Below are 15,690 nucleotides of genomic sequence, written 5' to 3'. Positions count from 1 at the left end.
GTAGTTGAGGAAGCTCTTCTTTCTTCGCAAGTTCAGCATTATAGGACTTACACGACCTATAAGACCTATAGGAGAAAAAACAGCGATGCGAAGCGCTGAACTGTTCCCGCTTTTACACATACCCCCGCAAATGCCTCCCCGTGAGCGAGGCTTCGCAGTCGCGAATCTGTTCCGGCGTTCCCACCGCCACGATGTCGCCGCCGCGCACACCCGCGCCGGGGCCGAGGTCGATGATCCAGTCGGCCTGCTTGATGATGTCGGGGTTGTGCTCGATGATGACCAGCGTGTTGCCGCGGGCCAAGAGCTCCTCGAAACAGCGCAACAGCTTGGAGATGTCGTCGAAGTGCAGGCCGGTGGTGGGTTCGTCGAAGATGAAGAGCGTGTTGCTGACGTCGGAGCGCGAGATGAAGTGCGCGAGCTTGAGCCGCTGAGCCTCGCCGCCGGAGAGGGTGCTGGAAGACTGGCCGAGGCGGATGTATTCGAGACCCACATCCTGCAACACCCGGAGCTTCTTCTGGATCGATTTTTCCGGCCCGAAAAAGGTGATCGCCTCCTCGACGGTCAGATCGAGCACCTCGGCGATCGACCGACCGTTGTACTGCACCTCCAGCGTCGAGGGCTTGTAGCGCTTGCCCTCGCACTCCTCGCAGACCGCCTCGATGTCGGCCAGAAACTGCATCTCGATTTTGACCGTCCCCTCGCCCGCGCAGGTTTCACAACGCCCACCGGGAATGTTGAACGAGAAGTAGCCGGGCTTCCAGCCGCGTGACCTGCTTTCGCGGGTCGCGGCGAAGAGTTGGCGGATGTCGTCGAAAATCTTGAGGTAGGTCGCCGGGTTGCTGCGGCTCGATTTGCCGATGGGCGACTGATCGACATGCTCGACCTTCTCGATCAGCTCCGTGCCCGAAATGGCGCGGTGCGTACCCACCTTTTCCCGCAACCCCTCTTTTTCGCGGATGATGCCGAGCTTGAGAATGTCGTTCACGAGCGTCGATTTGCCCGAACCGCTCACGCCGGTGATGCAGGTCATGACGCCAAGCGGGAACTTGACGTCGATGTTGCGCAGGTTGTTCTGCATCGCGCCGGTGATTTCGATGCAGCGTGAGAAGTCCGGCTTGCGCCGTTCGGCGGGCACGGCGATCTGCTTGCGGCCCGCGAGGTAGTCGGCGGTCAGCGAACCTTCGGCTCCGGCCATCGCCGAGGGCGGGCCGTGGAAGACGATCTCGCCGCCGAGTCGCCCGGCGCGCGGGCCGAGGTCGATCACCTCGTCGGCGGCCTCGATGATCTCGCGGTCGTGCTCGACCACCACCACCGTGTTGCCGAGGTCGCGCAGCCGCTTGAGCAGCGCCACGAGCCGCGCCGAGTCGCTCTGGTGCAGGCCGATGCTCGGCTCGTCGAGAATGTAGATTGCGCCCACCAGGGGCGAGCCGAGCGAGGTCGAGAGGTTGATGCGCTGGAATTCGCCGCCGGAGAGGGTGTGCGTCAGCCGGTCGAGCGTGAGGTAGTCGAGGCCGACATCCATCAGGTAGCCAAGCCGCTTGTTGATCTCCCGAAGTATGGCGTCGGCCACGGAGCGATCGAAGGGTGAAATTTCGAGCGCGGCGAAAAAGGCCTGCGCATCGGCGATGGTCATGCGGACAACTTCGCCGATGTTCCTGCCCGAGACCCGCACCTGCAAGGCGTCGGGATTGAGCCGCGCCCCCTCGCACTCCGGGCAGGTGGCGTAGCCCCGGTAGCGGCTCAGGAATACCCGGTAGTGCACCTTGTAGCCTGCATCCTTTTCGATCTCCTCGAAAAAGGGCCACAGCCCCTTGAAGCTCCGCTCAGGAATACCCTTCCAGAGCATCTCGCGGTGCACGCGGCCAAGCTTCTCGTAGGGCACATCCACCGGAATGCCCACATCGGGCGCGATTTTCAGCAACTGCCTGCGGTACCACGAATACTTTTCGGAGTTCCAGCAGGTAATCGCCCCCTCCTTGAGCGAGAGCGACTTGTCCGGCACCACCGCATCCTCGTCGATGCCCGCGATGCGCCCGAACCCCTGGCAGGCGGTGCAGGCTCCAATGGGCGAGTTGAAGGCGAAGAGCTGCGGCGACGGCTCCTGATAGGTAACGCCGTTCAGCTCCAGCCGGTCGCTGAAGCGGTACTCCTTGCCGCCCGCCACGCGGATGATGGCGTTGCCGCCCGACTCGGCGAAGCAGCTCTCGGCGGCCTGCGCGACGCGGCTGTAAATCTTCTCGTCCTTTTTGGCGACGAACCGGTCCACCAGCACGAGCAGCTCCGAAAGCTCCTGGCGCTTCATCGCCTCCACCCCGGTGCGCTCCATCTCGCCGGAAATATCGATGACGGTTTCACCCTTCAGCAGACGGAAAAAACCTTTCTTGAGCAGGTTCTTCAGCTCGTCGGCCACCGTGCGGTCGCGGTTGCGGAGATCGTGGTGGCTCGGAAAAGGAAAGCCGACGTAAAAGCGCGTACCATCGTCGAAGAATCGCGCCTGCAAGCTCACATCCTCCGGCGTGTGCTTGAGCACCAGCTCGCCGGTGTCGCGCGAATAGATCTTGCCGATGCGGGCGTAGAGCAAGCGCAGGTAGTCGTAAATCTCCGACACCGTGCCGACCGTCGAGCGAGGATTTTTGGGCAGTGCCTTCTGCTCGATGGCGATGGCCGGCGCGATCCCCTCGACCGTCTCGATCTCGGGCTTGGGCATCCGTTCGAGGAACTGCCGCACGTAAGCCGAGAGCGACTCGACGTAGCGCCGGTGCCCTTCGGCGTAGAGCGTGTCGAAGGCGAGGCTCGACTTGCCGGAGCCGCTCAGCCCGGTCAGCACGACGAAGCGGTTGCGCGGAATGCGGACGGTGACATGCTTGAGGTTGTGCGTCGAAACGCCGCCAAGCACGATGTCGGGAAGACGGCTCTCAGCTCCGTCATCCGGAGTGGATGTTGCGTTCGTTTCCGGAAGTTGCGCGTTGGGGGTCTCGGTGGATGACATGAAATGCGGTGATAACTTGCTTGCTAGTAAACGGATAACCGGAAATCAGGCGCATGGCGGAGCGCCGACGCTCTCACCGGCCATCCACGCGGCTGTCAGATAATAAACGAAACAATCTCCGTTTGGCGGAACAGGATGCCGAAAAATTGCGCAATCACGGAAGTTTACCGGTATTTGTCGAGCAGCATGGCGACGGTCGTTTCGGCCAGGAGATCGTGGATTCTTTTCTGGAGGTTGAACATGTAGCCTTTGTGGGTGCAGCTCGTCTCGATTTCGCACTGGCAATCCTCGCCGGAACAGCGCATCAGATGCGGCTCACCCTCGATGGCCACGCCGATATCGCCGACGGTGATCTCTCCGGGAGCCTTGGCGAGCGTATAGCCGCCCTTGACCCCCTGCACCGACCGGGTGATGCCCGCCTTGTTCAGGCTCTGCATCGCCTTGGCGAGGAACACCTGGGAAAAGCCGATCTCGACGGCTAGCTCCTTGACCGTCACCACCCGCTCGGGGCCTTTCATGGCCAGGTAGGTCACGGCGTGCAGGCCGTATTCAAATTTTCTGGATACTTGCAGCATAAGCGAAAAGAGGAGTAATGGGAAAACAGGATAAACCCGCACCTGTTTCAGGAAATTCCCCGATCCACCTTTATTCTTTCGGACTTCGGATTATATTTTATCAGCATTGCAATCATATCAATCGCCTTTGACCGGCACAGTTCCTACCCGACGCATGAAAACACCATCGCAAGACCGCTGGTTCATCTGGCAGCTCTCCGAAGAGATCGAAGCAAAAATACGCTACCGCGAATACGGCCCGGAGGAGGCCCGGAATACGCCGCTGCTCTTCATCCACGGCTACGGTGGCATGATCGAGCACTGGAGCGACAACATCCCTTCGTTCAGCGACCGCTACCGGATCTACGCCATGGATCTGATCGGCTTCGGCCAGTCCGGCAAGCCAAACGTGCGCTACAGCCTGGCGCTCTTCGCGGCGCAGATCAAGGCGTTCATGCATCTGAAAAAGCTGGAAAAAGTCATTCTGGTGGGTCACTCGATGGGCGCGGCCAGCAGCATCATCTACGCGCATCACAATCCGGAAAGCGTCCGGGCGCTCGTGCTGGCCAATCCCTCCGGCCTGTACGGCGACAGCATGGATGGTGTAGCCAAGATATTTTTCGGCCTGGTCGGTTCTCCGCTCATCGGCGAGATGCTCTTCGCGGCCTTCGCCAATCCCGTCGGCGTCAGCCAGAGCCTCGGCCCGACCTATTACAACCAGAAAAAGGTCGATTTCAACCTGATCAACCAGTTCTCCCGCCCGTTGCAGGATCGCGGAGCGATGTTTTCCTACCTCTCGCCGTCGAAACGCCCGCACGACTTCCTGCTCGACGGCATCAAGCCCTGCAACTACAAGGGCGACGCCTGGCTCTTGTGGGGCGCCGAAGACACCGCCCTGCCGCCGCACAAAATCATTCCGGAGTTTCAGGAGCTGCTTCCGCAGGCCGGCGCGTTCATCATTCCGAAAGCGGGGCACTGCATCCATCACGACGCTCACGAATCTTTCAACGCACGGCTCGCGCAGCTTCTTCTCCAGTTGGAGTGACAACGCCGCGCAAGACCGGACGAGCTCCTAATCCACCGGCTGAACGATATTTCCGCTTCCCGCCTTCAGCTTCAGATACTTGAGGTTTGCCGGTTTCATGGCGATCTGGAACAGATAACCCTTGTGCTCGCCCGACGGCACCCACTGCGCGCTGAACTGGAAATCGTGCAAATCCCTGTAGAGCATGAGCGCGGGATAGACGAACTCGTTGTTCCTGAAATCGTAGCTGGTGCTGAAGCCAACCTGCCAGTTCCGCGAAAGCGCGAGCCGCCCGGCTGAGTTCAACAGCGCGGTGGAGTAAGGATCGAGCGGGTCGCTCTTGTCGCTGATCAGATAGAGCGACATGCGCAGCGACCAGGGCAACGACGCGCTGAAATCGGTCAGTTCATCGCTGTGGAACCGCTCCTTGTAGAGCGCCTGCTCGACCGGCAATGACGTGTTTTTGACGAGCGGCGTATCGCTGTCGTTTTTATCGACGGAGGCGAACGGCGAGCGCAGGTGGCCACTCTTGCTCACGCTCATGTTGAGAAAGCCGTTGACGAAGCGGAGCAGGCCCTTGCCGTCGTCCATGGCAAGCTTGTCCACCCGGTCGCCGGTCAACGGATCGTACGTATAGAAGTCATAGGTCGCTCCGGCGCTGAACATCAGCGCGGGCGCAAAAGCGTTGCTCGACGCCATCAGCACCAGCGGCGCGATGGGCATTTCGTCGGCTGCGAAATTGTATCCGGACGACGCCGTCAGGGAGAGCAACTGCGCCGTTTTGTAACCCGCGCCCGCGCTGTCGCCACTCTCGCTCGACACCTCGTCGCTCCGGAACTTGCCGTGAAAAAGGTTCTGGAGGCTGAGGCCGACAAAGGTGCGCTCCTCGGGCACGGCGGAGTAGAGCGACTCGCCAAAGCGGTTGTACCGCACATTTTGCAGCGCCACCGGATCGTAATAGGAGTCGTAAATATCGTAACCGCTTCCCCTGTAATCGGGATTGTAGATAAATGAAACGGTCGGGATGAAGGTGTGGCGAATGGCGCTGAGGCCGGTAAGCTTGTCGAGAAAGCCGGTGTTCATCACCCCGTAGAGCCGGGTCTGGGCGTCGAGCGAAAAAACCGTCGTGGCGTAGCTGGCAGGCTCGGCGATGGTGTTCGTCAACTCTTCGCCAGCGCTGGTGTCGTAATATTTGCTGACCGTGCTGTTGACCCGATACTGGGTGAAAGTCACCGCCGGAGTCAGATGCAGGTATTTGAACAGCGTGCTCTGGATTTTGAAGGGAAGCTGAATGCTGGTGGCGTCGAGATCATCCTGCTCGCTTATCGTTTTGCCAAGCGCCTGCACGTTGATGCCCTGCGTAAACAACGCCCGGTATCCGGGAGAAAAATCGTGCAGATAACCAAACTCCAGTCCCGCATTGCCCGAGTAGAAATCGGTTTTGATCCCCCAGGCCTCGTTGAAAAGAGCGCTGCCCGACAGGGTCGGCTGCACAAACAGACGCGAACTCCAGCCAGGTGACTCCGATGGCGATGAAGAGAGCCTTGGCCGGAAGGGATAGATGCGGTTCTGGTAAAGCGATGCCGTAGCTTTTTGTGTCAGTTCGCCGGTCGAGAGATCGTCCACCTTCTGGTAGCCGGCGATCAGCACCCGGTTGTTCTCATCCCACGATTTTGAAAACGAAGCGTACGAGGTTGCCTGTTCGGCAACGAGCGTTTCGAGATCGATCGAGGTATTGTCGTAATAGCGATCGCCGCCCAGATACTGAAGATTGACGTCGAGCCGGGCGGTCGGGTCGAACTGCTGGTGGTGAATGATCCTTAAATCGCGGTTGATATAACGTCTGTGATCGGGGTCATCCGAATCGTTCAGCATGATTTTTTCATACTCTCCCGTGATCGAGCCGCTGTAAAGATCACCGTTTTGATAGCGGAACCGCTGGCCAAGCCGCCAGCTCCCGTTGAACGAAACATCGCCTTCAACCCGGAGATCGGCGTAGTCGCTGATCGCCCAGAAATAGCCGAGATTCGACAGGTAGGTGCCCATGTCGCCGCCACTGCCGAGCCTCGGAAACAGAAAGCCCGAGGCGCGCTTGTTGGAGATCGGCGCCGACATGTAGGGCAGATACATGACCGGCAGCACCGGAAGGCGCTTGTTGAAAATTTCCGGATGAATGTACATGATGAACGGCCGGGAAATCAGGCGGTCGTCCGGAATGATGCGCATGTGCTCGCCTTCAAACCAGTAGTGCGGCTCTTCGAGATCGCAGGTGGTATAGACGCCATCCTCGATATAGAGTTCTCCGGAGGGCATGCGCTTGACATTCCTGCCCGAATAGATGCCCTGTTCGTCCTTCGATGAAATATCCGACGCGGTGCCAATTCTGGTCTTGTAGTTGTACGCCATCGTTTCGGCGGTGAACGAGCCGGCACTGTCGGTATAAACGGGAAGCTCGGAGGGGCGGCCAAGCGAGTCACGCGAAGCCTTGGCGCGCGCGGTGGAGGTTCCCTGTTCGACTGTGATTGTCGGCCCTTCGATCCGGCTGTCCCGGTAATTGACTTTCGCCTTGCCGAAAAGATCGGCGGTACGCTTGTTGACGTTGTAGATCAGCGAATCCCTCGCCGTATAGACGACGGTAGAGTCAAGATCGTCAGGCTTCCGCGCCAGGCTGTCGGGCGTCGCGGCCTCTTTTTCGCTCTGCGGTTTCGACGCACTTTCGCCCGCCCGCAATGGCGCAAATCCCTCGAAAGATTGAACGAGGAGCAAAAGAGACAGGAGTTTGATTGACTTGGTGAGTTTCACGGGCGGATCATGCTGGGTTACCGGACGCTGAAAATTTATTCAACCAGAACGAATCATGAATATATGAAACCTTTCTCCTTAATCGATAGCTCTTCGGAACATCTCGCGCCGCGAAAGTCAGCACAAAATGGCAACGGAAAATGGATAATTGACCGAAAGGTTTCTATATTTTATGACAAATTTCCTGCGTCGGCGTCTGGCAAACTGCGGCCGACAACGGACAAACGATTCACAACAGCTACAGGAGATCGCTGGCTGTCAGCTCGCAAGAAAACGGCGGCGCTCTCCATAACTCTTTGCAACGCTTTATGACGCAGAAGGTTACCTACTCCGCGCCCGACGAATTCGGCCACTTCGGCATCTTCGGAGGCAAATTCATTCCCGAAACCCTGGTCAAGAACGCCGCCGATCTCGAAGAGGAGTACCTCAAGGCCAAAGATGACCCGGAGTTCCGCCAGACCCTCGACAACCTGCTTCGCCACTACGTTGGCCGCCCGACGCCGCTCTACCACGCCTTGCGGCTCAGCGAAAAGCAGGGCGGCGCCGAGATATGGCTCAAGCGCGAAGACCTCTGCCACACCGGGGCGCACAAAATCAACAACGCCCTCGGCCAGGTGCTGCTCGCCAAGCGGATGGGCAAAAAGCGCATCATCGCCGAAACCGGCGCGGGCCAGCACGGCGTGGCGACGGCGACGGTTTGCGCGCTCTTCGGGCTCGACTGCATCGTTTATATGGGCGAGGAGGACATCCGCCGCCAGGCGCCCAACGTGGCGCGCATGAAGCTGCTCGGCGCACAGGTACGACCGGTCTCTGCGGGCAGCAGAACGCTCAAGGACGCCACCAGCGAGGCGATCCGCGACTGGATGAACAATCCCGAAGAGACCTTCTACATCGTCGGTTCGGTCATCGGAATGCACCCGTACCCGATGATGGTGCGCGACTTCCAGGCGGTCATCGGACGCGAAGCACGCCAGCAGGTGCTCGAACAGGCCGGGCGCTTGCCCGACGTGGTCGTAGCCTGCGTCGGCGGCGGCAGCAACGCCATCGGCATGTTCTACGAATTTTTGCCGGACGCCAAAGAGGTCGAGCTGATCGGCGTGGAAGCAGCGGGTGAAGGACTTGACGCCCGGCACGCCGCCTCGCTGACCAAGGGCGAAATCGGTGTGCTGCACGGCTCGATGATGAAGCTCTTGCAGGACGAGCACGGCCAGGTGCAGGAGGCGCACTCGATTTCAGCGGGACTCGACTACCCCGGCGTCGGCCCGGAGCACTGCTATTTGCAGAAGCTGGGCCTGGTCAGCTACACCTCGACGACAGACCGGGAGGCGCTCGCGGCACTCGACGCTCTCGCCAAAACCGAAGGCATCATCTGCGCCCTCGAATCGGCCCACGCCGTGCACTATGCGATGAAGCGAGCCGCCGAAATGCCGAAAGAGTCGATCATCGTGGTCAACCTCTCAGGCCGCGGCGACAAGGACATGGGCACCATCATGGAGGAGCTGAAGCTGTAAGAAAACCTTGTAGGGGCGGCTCTTGTGGCCGCCCGGCAACAGGCAACCACAAAATCCGCCCCATACATATCGTGTTCGCCTTTCCGTCCACCAAGTCCACAACGTCCACTTCGTCCACCGTCACGCCCGGCACATTTTTTTTCTTTCCCCTCTTGCATGAAAACAGCTTTTTCCCTATAATAAGCCCACTTGACCAGACGCGGGAATAGCTCAGCTGGTAGAGCACAACCTTGCCAAGGTTGGGGTCGCGAGTTCGAGTCTCGTTTCCCGCTCCGACGATAAAAAGCCTCCAGATACGGAGGCTTTTTTGTTTTGTGGGCGAAGCGGGCAGACACACAGGTTCGCCCCTACAAAACCCTCCGAAAAGTCGTAAAAAATTCACCGACCTGTTGCACGAAAAAGGATTTTTCCCTATACTAAGCCCACTTGACCAGACGCGGGAATAGCTCAGCTGGTAGAGCACAACCTTGCCAAGGTTGGGGTCGCGAGTTCGAGTCTCGTTTCCCGCTCCGACGATAAAAAAAGCCTCCAGATACGGAGGCTTTTTTGTTTTACGGCGAACCAGGCAAAGGCCATTGTTACAGCATTGTCGTAACAATGGCCTTTGCCGCTCATGCTCTGCGTCATCCGATACTTTTTCAGCCGTTTCCTGAACGCTTTGCTCCGTTCAGAATGACAGTCAAATACAGAAATCGTTCTTCAATTCATCATTCATAACTCAGCATTCGCTTCACCCTTCGTGCAGCGTAAACCGCACCGGGATGGTCATCCAGACTCGCACCCTCCTGCCGTTCTGCACACCTGCGGTGTACTTCGTCTCCATCGCGATGCGTGTCGCCTCCCTGTCGAACACCGTCTGGTCGGCGGGGATGCGCTTGACGATCTCGGCTTTCATCGGACGGCCCTCCTCGCTGATGAGCACCCGCACGAAAACACGCCCTTCCAATCCGGCGATCCTCGCCATTTCCGGGTACATGAGCCTCGGCGTGCTGACCACCGTCGGCGGATTCTGGCAGTTCATGAACTCCACGACCGTGTCGCACGACGCCGAACCGCCGCCATCCTGTGAGGCCGAGCCTTGCGTGATCGCCTGCTTGATCTCCTTCTGCGTGGCGAAGGTCTGATCTGCCGGCGCTTCGGCCACCTTTTTGATCTTGCCCACCTTCGGCGCATCCACCGGCGCGGCTGCCGCGCTCACCTTCGGCGGCTCCGGAGCCATAGGCGGAGGCGGCGGCAACTGCGTCACGTTGGTGACCACTTCGTAGCACTCAACCGCCGTCTGCTTGCTTGACTCGCCGCCGAACATCGCCATGGCGCGGCTCCAGTTGGCGCTGACAAGCCAGAAGAGCAGCAGGAAGAGCACGGCCACGACCACGCCGTGAGTCAGGAACAGATGAGCCTCCCGCCGGAGGACGAGATTGCCGTAGCTGATCCGCCTCAGCCGGTCGGTATCGAGGAACTGCTCGCGGAAAGACCACCGCTGCGCCTTCCGGGCCGCCTCATCATGCACTGTTTGTAACTTTGACGACACCTTTCCGTACTCCTGTTTTCTGGTTCACGAACCGCGCCATCAGCGCATGGCCACGGCCTTCTGGGTTGCAGCTTCGTCCTCTGGAGTGAACTCGTCGAGGCTGAAGCGGTCGATCTTCATCAGGTTGAACTCGTCGATGATGTCAACCAGCGATTTGTATTTGGCCTTGTCGCTGATCCTGACGACGATCACCATCTTCCGGTTTCTGCCGGTCTCCTGCCGCAGCACCTGGCGAAGCTCGCTGCCGAGCGATGCGTGGGCGTCGGCGCTCTCGTAGAGCGGTACGCGGCGTGGCGCCGCCTCGCCGAGTGACCAATAGGCGAAGCCGTCGCCGGGCACCCGAAGCGTCATGACGTTCAGCTCCGCGACTGACACCTCGCCCGTCTCCGGCGGTATGTTGATCTCCATCGTGTTCGACTTGGCGAACGTCGTCGTCAGCATGAAAAAGGTGAGCAGCAGGAACGCCACATCGACCATCGGCGTCATGTCGAGCTTGAAACCGAGCCGTTTGCGCTGGCGCGCGCTTCGCTTCGAGCCGCGCCGTTCTCCGGGTGAATCGACCATGCCCATATCAGCGCACCTCCTTTTCGAGAACGGTCACGAGGTTGAAGTTGAGCAGGTTCATCTTCTTGAACACTTTAATAACGTAGTTTACCGACTCGTAATCGGCCTTGTTGTCCGCCCGGATCACCGGCCTGAGCCGCTGGTCGGCGAAGCGCGACATCATGATGTAGCGGGCAAGCTCCTCCTTTTCGATTTTGAAGCTCTCGTCGAGCCTGAAGCGCTTGAGCGAATCGGCCACCGCCGCTTTTGAGACACCCGCATTTTCGAGCTTCGGCCTGACCACCGTGTCGAACAGCCGCTCCCTGGTGCGCTGCGACGAAACGCCCATGTAGATCGAATTGTCATTGGCGACGGTCACGGTCAGCACGTCGGACTCCGGCAGCTTCATGTTGGAGTGCGAGGAGGGCAGGTCGATCGTCACCGCTTCCGGCGGACGGAACTTGGTGGTCAGCATGAAAAAGGTCAGCAGCAGAAACGCCACATCGACCATCGGCGTCATGTCGAGCCGGAACCCTACCCTTTTTGCCTTGATTTTGGACATGGTTCACAATTGGGATTTGCCGGAGCCGAGGGTCTGGATGATGTAGAACGCCGCCTCGTCGATCTGGTAGCTGAAGCGGTCAACCTTGTTGGTGAAGACGTTGTAGGTCACGATGCCCATGATGCCGCCGAGAATGCCGAGCGCCGTGTTGAAGAGCGCCTCGGAGATGCCGAGCGAGAGCTGCACCGCGTCGGGCGCGCCGCTGGTGGCCATCGCCGCGAAGGCGCGGATCATGCCGAGCGTGGTGCCAAGCAGGCCGACCATCGTGGAGATGGAGGCGATGGTCGAGATGGCGACGAGGTTCTTTTCGAGCAGCGGCATCTCCATGAGGGTCGCCTCCTCGACCGCCTTCTGCATCTCGCTGATGCGCTTTTCGCGGTCGGTCACGTTGTGCACGGCAAGCATCTTGTAGCGGTCGAGCACGGCGCGCATCACGGCGGCAAGCGAACTCTGATGGTCGTCGCAGCGGGAGATCGCCTGATCGATGGAACCCGAATCGACATCCTGCTTGAGGCTCTGCACGAACTCCGTGATCGAGCCTTTGCCGGAAGCCTTGTTCAGGGCGACGATTCGCTCGACGATGTAGGCGATCACCATCAGGATCAGCGCCATCAGCACCGAAACGACAGGCCCGCCTTTCCAGACGGCGTGGAACATGGATTCCGGTGGCGTCGTGCCCATCCAGACATAAAAACCGAGGGATACCGCGTAGGTCACCACAATCAGTATCGCCGTAAAAAATCCCTGTTTCATATGGTTGGTATTGAGATGTTGGAAGTAACGGAATCCACGACAAAGCCCTCTTTCAAGTCAGAATAAAGCGCATCCGGAAGGTCACTTGCAAGCCCGCCGGCGGGGCAGGCGTTTCGGGAAAGGATACTCATGAGGCGGTATGAAGAAACTGCAAGGCCGATAATTCTAAATCCAATCAGAAAAAGAGGCTGTTACTGTGATAATGTAGTAATAAAGCACTGACTCGCCAACCACTCAGGCAACGAACGCTGAGGGAAATCGCCTCGAAAAGCGATTTTTTTTCAGAAAAAGAGAGCCGGACGGGCTCTGATGAACGAGAATCGCCAGGCATTGCGTTTTCATTTTTTTCGGTTTATCATAGCATCGAACAGAAAAAGAAAAGGACAAGCACATGGCAGGCATGATACCGGAACGCATGATCGACGAAGTCCGCCAAAGCACGGACATTGTTGACGTTGTGTCGGATTATGTCCGGCTGCAACCGTCGGGCCACCGCTTCAAGGCGCTCTCGCCCTTCACGCAGGAGAAAACCCCGTCGTTCATCGTCTCGCCCGACAAACAGATTTACAAGTGCTTTTCGAGCGGCAAGGGGGGCAACGTCTTCACCTTCATCATGGAGATGGAGAAGGTGACCTTTCCCGAAGCGGTCGAGATGCTGGCCAAGCGCGCGGGGATCGACACCGGCAAGTACCGGACGGAGCGGGCGCAGCGTGAGGAGAAGCGGGAGAGCGGCCAGTTCGACACGCTCCGCTGGGCCGCGCGGCTGTTCCACAGCACCCTGCAAAGCGAAGCCGGAAGCCCGGCGCTCGCCTACCTCATCGGCAACCGGGGACTCGAACCCGCCACCATCCGCCGCTTCGGCCTCGGCTTCGCGCCCGAATCGTGGGAGAGCCTGCTCCACGCGGCGGAGCGCGACGGCGCGCCGATCGAGCACCTGATCGCGCTCGGCCTCTTGACGCGCCACCCGAAGCGCAACTCGATGTACGACACCTTCCGCAACCGCGTCATCTTCCCGATTCTGACCGTCGGCGGCCAGGTCGCGGGCTTCGGCGGACGGACGCTGTCGACCGACGCCGAAACGCCGAAGTACATCAACTCGCCGGAGAGCGCCTCCTTCGAGAAGTCGAAGCTGCTCTACGGAATGCACGCCGCGAAGGACGAAATCCGGCGGCGGGAGACGGCCATTCTCGTCGAGGGGTACATGGATGTGATCGCCATGCACCAGGCGGGCTTCCCGAACACGGTCGCCTCGTGCGGCACCGCGCTCACCCGCCACCAGGCGAAAATCCTGAAGCGCTACACCTCGCGCGTACTCTTCCTCTACGACGGCGACAACGCCGGCAAGAAATCGATGCTCGCGGGAATCGACATCCTGCTTGCCGAGGGGCTGACGCCGTGGGTGGTGATGCTGCCCGGCAACGAAGACCCCGACAGCTTCATCCACAATCGCGGCAAGGAGGCATTCGTTGAGGTGCTGGAGCACGAACGCGCCTCGTTCCAGGATTTCCAGCTCCGCTGCTACCGCGACGCGGGATGGATGGAGAGTCCCGACACGGCCTCGAAAGCGGTCTCCGTCATGACGCGGAGCATCTCGTTCATCGCCGATCCGGTGCAGAAAGAGCTGTATCTCGACGAACTGTCCAAAAAGCTCGACCTCAGCCGCGAGACGCTCCGGAAGGCGATGGCTGGCGGTGAGCGCAGCGGCTCGCGAGAACCACGAGAGCGCCGCCGCGATGAACCGGCCCCGAAGCCGCCCGCAAAGCGAGCGCCGCTCTCGGTGACGGAGCGCACCTTCCTCGAAGCACTGATCGAAAGCACCTTTTACGGCAACGAAGTGCTCGACTTCGCCGCCTCGCACGAATCGATGTTCCACCTCGAACACCCCGCCGCGCAAGCCATCTTCAGCTATCTGGTCAGGCGCTTCCGGGAGATGGGCGGACGGGACGGCCACATCGACATCACCTCGGAGATCAGCTCCATCGGCATGGAGGAGGCGAGCAACCTCGCCTTCGACATCCTCTTCCGCCTCCCGGTCAACGAAACCACGCGCCCAACCCTCGCCGAAATCGAACAACACGCCCGCCGCTGCCTCTCCCACTTCCTCGTGGCAGTGAAGACGCTCGTGCTTGAGCCATTGCAGAAAGAGAAGCAGGAACTCCTCGCCCGCCTCGCCGCCACCACGGAAAAACAGGAAGAGAAACAGCTCTTCGCGCAACTCCACGACCTCAACAACCGCTTGAAAACAATGGAGCAAGAGGTGGACGAGTCGATCCGGGGGATTCTGGGGGAGTGAGGTGGGAGAAATGGACGGGGATGGACAAGGATTGGTACCGTAACCTTTTCGCTACATTGAGCGGTTGCGATTTCACCCATCAACAAGGCAACGCCCGTCCACGCCATCCACCTTCCCTGAACTCACCCGTAAAAGGCGGCTTCGCCGAATGGCTTCGCCGCGTCCGCGCGGCGAAGCGCGGCGGCAAACGGTAACCTCATTGCAAACGGTTCGGGTAATTCCGGCTCTTTGCCGCGTGCCATTCATTCGCCAGCCAGCGCACCACTGGACGGAGCAGCAACGCCACGACGATGATCGCGGCCAGGATGGTAATGGCAATCAGAAGGAGGTTTGACAGCATTTTTCCCCTCTCTTTTGGTCTGTTGTTTATGCCCAATATAGCCACAACGCGGTGCTGGTTGCACGCCGGAATTTCAAGATGCGGACAAAATGGACGGTTTGGAAACAATCAGCAAAACATAAATTTACTATTCATTTTTTTGCTTATTTTTCACTACATTGAGCTGTTGCGTTACCCCAAAACCCCTTCGCAGCAAAATAGTGAGCACAGAACCACCGATCCCTGAGCATGGCGGGTACAAAGAGCTTGAAAGCTTTCAGGTCGCGCGACTGCTCTATGACTTAACCGTTCGATTCTGCAACCGCTACATCGATAAGCGCAACCGTTCCCATGACCGGATGGTTCAGGAGGCAATATCGACGGTGCAAAACATCGTGAAAGGAAGCCAGGTCTCAGCCACGTCAAAAACAACCGAACTCGAACTGAACCGCGTTGCCCGAGAAAGTCTGGAAGAACTTCGGCTTGATTACGAGGGATTTCTGCGTCAGAACAACATGAGCGTGTGGCCTTATGACGACCGGCGGCGCAAAACGCTGACAGACCGAAAATGCGCCACCGTCGATGAAGTCGCCCTCTGGGTTCTGCAAAAGCACAAACGTCAGTCAGCCGAGCGTTCATCGTTCGCCCCACCCCTGCCTGAAATCTTCGCCAATGCCGCCATTACGCTAACCATCGATGCGTGCAGCCTGCTCAACCGCCAGATCAACACTCTCGAAAAACGCTTCGGAACGAAATGAACTGAATAGACGACGTGGGCAAAAAAACAAACCATCCCTCTTTGTCCACCA

13 protein-coding genes and 2 tRNA genes are annotated in these 15,690 nt (G+C 59.1%); 7 read left to right on the top strand and 8 right to left on the bottom strand.

What is annotated here, in order from left to right; genetic code table 11:
- Positions 1-112: 112 nt before the first annotated feature.
- Together uvrA and FGF66_RS03610 are read right to left on the bottom strand one after the other, a co-directional pair.
- On the bottom strand, positions 113-2,989 hold the full coding sequence (uvrA, locus tag FGF66_RS03615; RefSeq protein WP_246046549.1) for an excinuclease ABC subunit UvrA: 2,877 nt from the start codon (positions 2,987-2,989) through the stop codon (positions 113-115).
- Positions 2,990-3,153: 164 nt separating this feature from the next.
- Positions 3,154-3,564, bottom strand: coding sequence for an Rrf2 family transcriptional regulator (locus FGF66_RS03610; RefSeq protein WP_139456333.1), 411 nt, complete (start codon positions 3,562-3,564; stop codon positions 3,154-3,156).
- 154 nt (positions 3,565-3,718) lie between these two features.
- Here FGF66_RS03610 and FGF66_RS03605 point away from each other — a divergent pair, with 154 nt between their 5' ends.
- Positions 3,719-4,588: an alpha/beta fold hydrolase gene (locus tag FGF66_RS03605; RefSeq protein WP_139456332.1), complete on the top strand. Its 870-nt coding sequence runs from the start codon at positions 3,719-3,721 to the stop codon at positions 4,586-4,588.
- Positions 4,589-4,615: 27 nt separating this feature from the next.
- Here FGF66_RS03605 and FGF66_RS03600 read toward each other — a convergent pair whose 3' ends face one another.
- Complete coding sequence (locus FGF66_RS03600; RefSeq protein WP_246046547.1) at positions 4,616-7,369, bottom strand: putative LPS assembly protein LptD; 2,754 nt, start codon at positions 7,367-7,369, stop codon at positions 4,616-4,618.
- Between the two features lie 9 nt (positions 7,370-7,378).
- On the opposite strand from FGF66_RS03600, the gene FGF66_RS12575 reads away from it, so the two are divergent.
- The 4 genes from FGF66_RS12575 to FGF66_RS03585 all read left to right on the top strand — a co-directional run bounded on the left by FGF66_RS12575 (position 7,379) and on the right by FGF66_RS03585 (position 9,389).
- Complete coding sequence (locus FGF66_RS12575; protein ID WP_170181194.1) at positions 7,379-7,681, top strand: hypothetical protein; 303 nt, start codon at positions 7,379-7,381, stop codon at positions 7,679-7,681.
- Positions 7,678-8,880, top strand: coding sequence for a tryptophan synthase subunit beta (gene trpB / locus FGF66_RS03595; RefSeq protein WP_139456331.1), 1,203 nt, complete (start codon positions 7,678-7,680; stop codon positions 8,878-8,880). The genes FGF66_RS12575 and trpB overlap by 4 nt, the downstream gene beginning before the upstream one ends.
- Positions 8,881-9,079: 199 nt before the next feature.
- Positions 9,080-9,152: transfer RNA gene (locus FGF66_RS03590), tRNA-Gly, on the top strand.
- Between the two features lie 164 nt (positions 9,153-9,316).
- Positions 9,317-9,389, top strand: a tRNA-Gly gene (locus tag FGF66_RS03585).
- Between the two features lie 221 nt (positions 9,390-9,610).
- On the opposite strand, the gene FGF66_RS03580 is transcribed toward FGF66_RS03585, so the two are convergent.
- Genes FGF66_RS03580 through FGF66_RS03565 form a run of 4 tightly spaced genes read right to left on the bottom strand, consistent with a single transcriptional unit; the run spans position 9,611 to position 12,269 of the window.
- Positions 9,611-10,390: an energy transducer TonB gene (locus tag FGF66_RS03580; RefSeq protein WP_246046545.1), complete on the bottom strand. Its 780-nt coding sequence runs from the start codon at positions 10,388-10,390 to the stop codon at positions 9,611-9,613.
- A gap of 60 nt (positions 10,391-10,450) precedes the next feature.
- The gene (locus FGF66_RS03575; protein ID WP_139456329.1) at positions 10,451-10,981 is read right to left on the bottom strand and encodes an ExbD/TolR family protein; all 531 of its coding nucleotides are present in this window, start codon (positions 10,979-10,981) and stop codon (positions 10,451-10,453) included.
- Position 10,982: 1 nt separating this feature from the next.
- A complete protein-coding gene (locus FGF66_RS03570; protein WP_139456328.1) occupies positions 10,983-11,516 on the bottom strand; it encodes an ExbD/TolR family protein in 534 nt (177 codons plus the stop codon).
- A 3-nt stretch (positions 11,517-11,519) separates the two neighbouring features.
- A complete protein-coding gene (locus tag FGF66_RS03565; RefSeq protein WP_139456327.1) occupies positions 11,520-12,269 on the bottom strand; it encodes a MotA/TolQ/ExbB proton channel family protein in 750 nt (249 codons plus the stop codon).
- A gap of 400 nt (positions 12,270-12,669) precedes the next feature.
- On the opposite strand from FGF66_RS03565, the gene dnaG reads away from it, so the two are divergent.
- A complete protein-coding gene (gene dnaG, locus FGF66_RS03560; RefSeq protein WP_139456346.1) occupies positions 12,670-14,562 on the top strand; it encodes a DNA primase in 1,893 nt (630 codons plus the stop codon).
- A 196-nt stretch (positions 14,563-14,758) separates the two neighbouring features.
- Here dnaG and FGF66_RS12570 read toward each other — a convergent pair whose 3' ends face one another.
- Positions 14,759-14,902, bottom strand: coding sequence for a hypothetical protein (locus FGF66_RS12570; protein ID WP_170181193.1), 144 nt, complete (start codon positions 14,900-14,902; stop codon positions 14,759-14,761).
- Between the two features lie 200 nt (positions 14,903-15,102).
- Between FGF66_RS12570 and FGF66_RS03555 the strand changes: the two genes are divergently transcribed.
- Positions 15,103-15,639 (top strand): four helix bundle protein, encoded by a 537-nt coding sequence (locus FGF66_RS03555; RefSeq protein WP_139456326.1) that lies wholly within the window; start codon positions 15,103-15,105, stop codon positions 15,637-15,639.
- Positions 15,640-15,690 lie beyond the last annotated feature (51 nt).

Source organism: Chlorobaculum thiosulfatiphilum, from assembly GCF_006265165.1.
GTDB lineage: Bacteria > Bacteroidota > Chlorobiia > Chlorobiales > Chlorobiaceae > Chlorobaculum > Chlorobaculum thiosulfatiphilum.
Note: the sequence above shows the minus strand (reverse complement) of the source record. Positions and strands in the feature narration are given on the sequence as shown.

Coding starts and splice junctions, on each gene's coding strand:
- FGF66_RS03605 (WP_139456332.1), top strand. CDS start 3,719: ATGAAAACACCATCGCAAGACCGCTGGTTCATCTGGCAGCTCTCCGAA.
- FGF66_RS12575 (WP_170181194.1), top strand. CDS start 7,379: ATGCTGGGTTACCGGACGCTGAAAATTTATTCAACCAGAACGAATCAT.
- FGF66_RS03570 (WP_139456328.1), bottom strand. CDS start 11,516: ATGTCCAAAATCAAGGCAAAAAGGGTAGGGTTCCGGCTCGACATGACG.
- dnaG (WP_139456346.1), top strand. CDS start 12,670: ATGATACCGGAACGCATGATCGACGAAGTCCGCCAAAGCACGGACATT.
- trpB (WP_139456331.1), top strand. CDS start 7,678: ATGACGCAGAAGGTTACCTACTCCGCGCCCGACGAATTCGGCCACTTC.
- FGF66_RS12570 (WP_170181193.1), bottom strand. CDS start 14,902: ATGCTGTCAAACCTCCTTCTGATTGCCATTACCATCCTGGCCGCGATC.
- uvrA (WP_246046549.1), bottom strand. CDS start 2,989: ATGTCATCCACCGAGACCCCCAACGCGCAACTTCCGGAAACGAACGCA.
- FGF66_RS03565 (WP_139456327.1), bottom strand. CDS start 12,269: ATGAAACAGGGATTTTTTACGGCGATACTGATTGTGGTGACCTACGCG.
- FGF66_RS03610 (WP_139456333.1), bottom strand. CDS start 3,564: ATGCTGCAAGTATCCAGAAAATTTGAATACGGCCTGCACGCCGTGACC.
- FGF66_RS03575 (WP_139456329.1), bottom strand. CDS start 10,981: ATGGGCATGGTCGATTCACCCGGAGAACGGCGCGGCTCGAAGCGAAGC.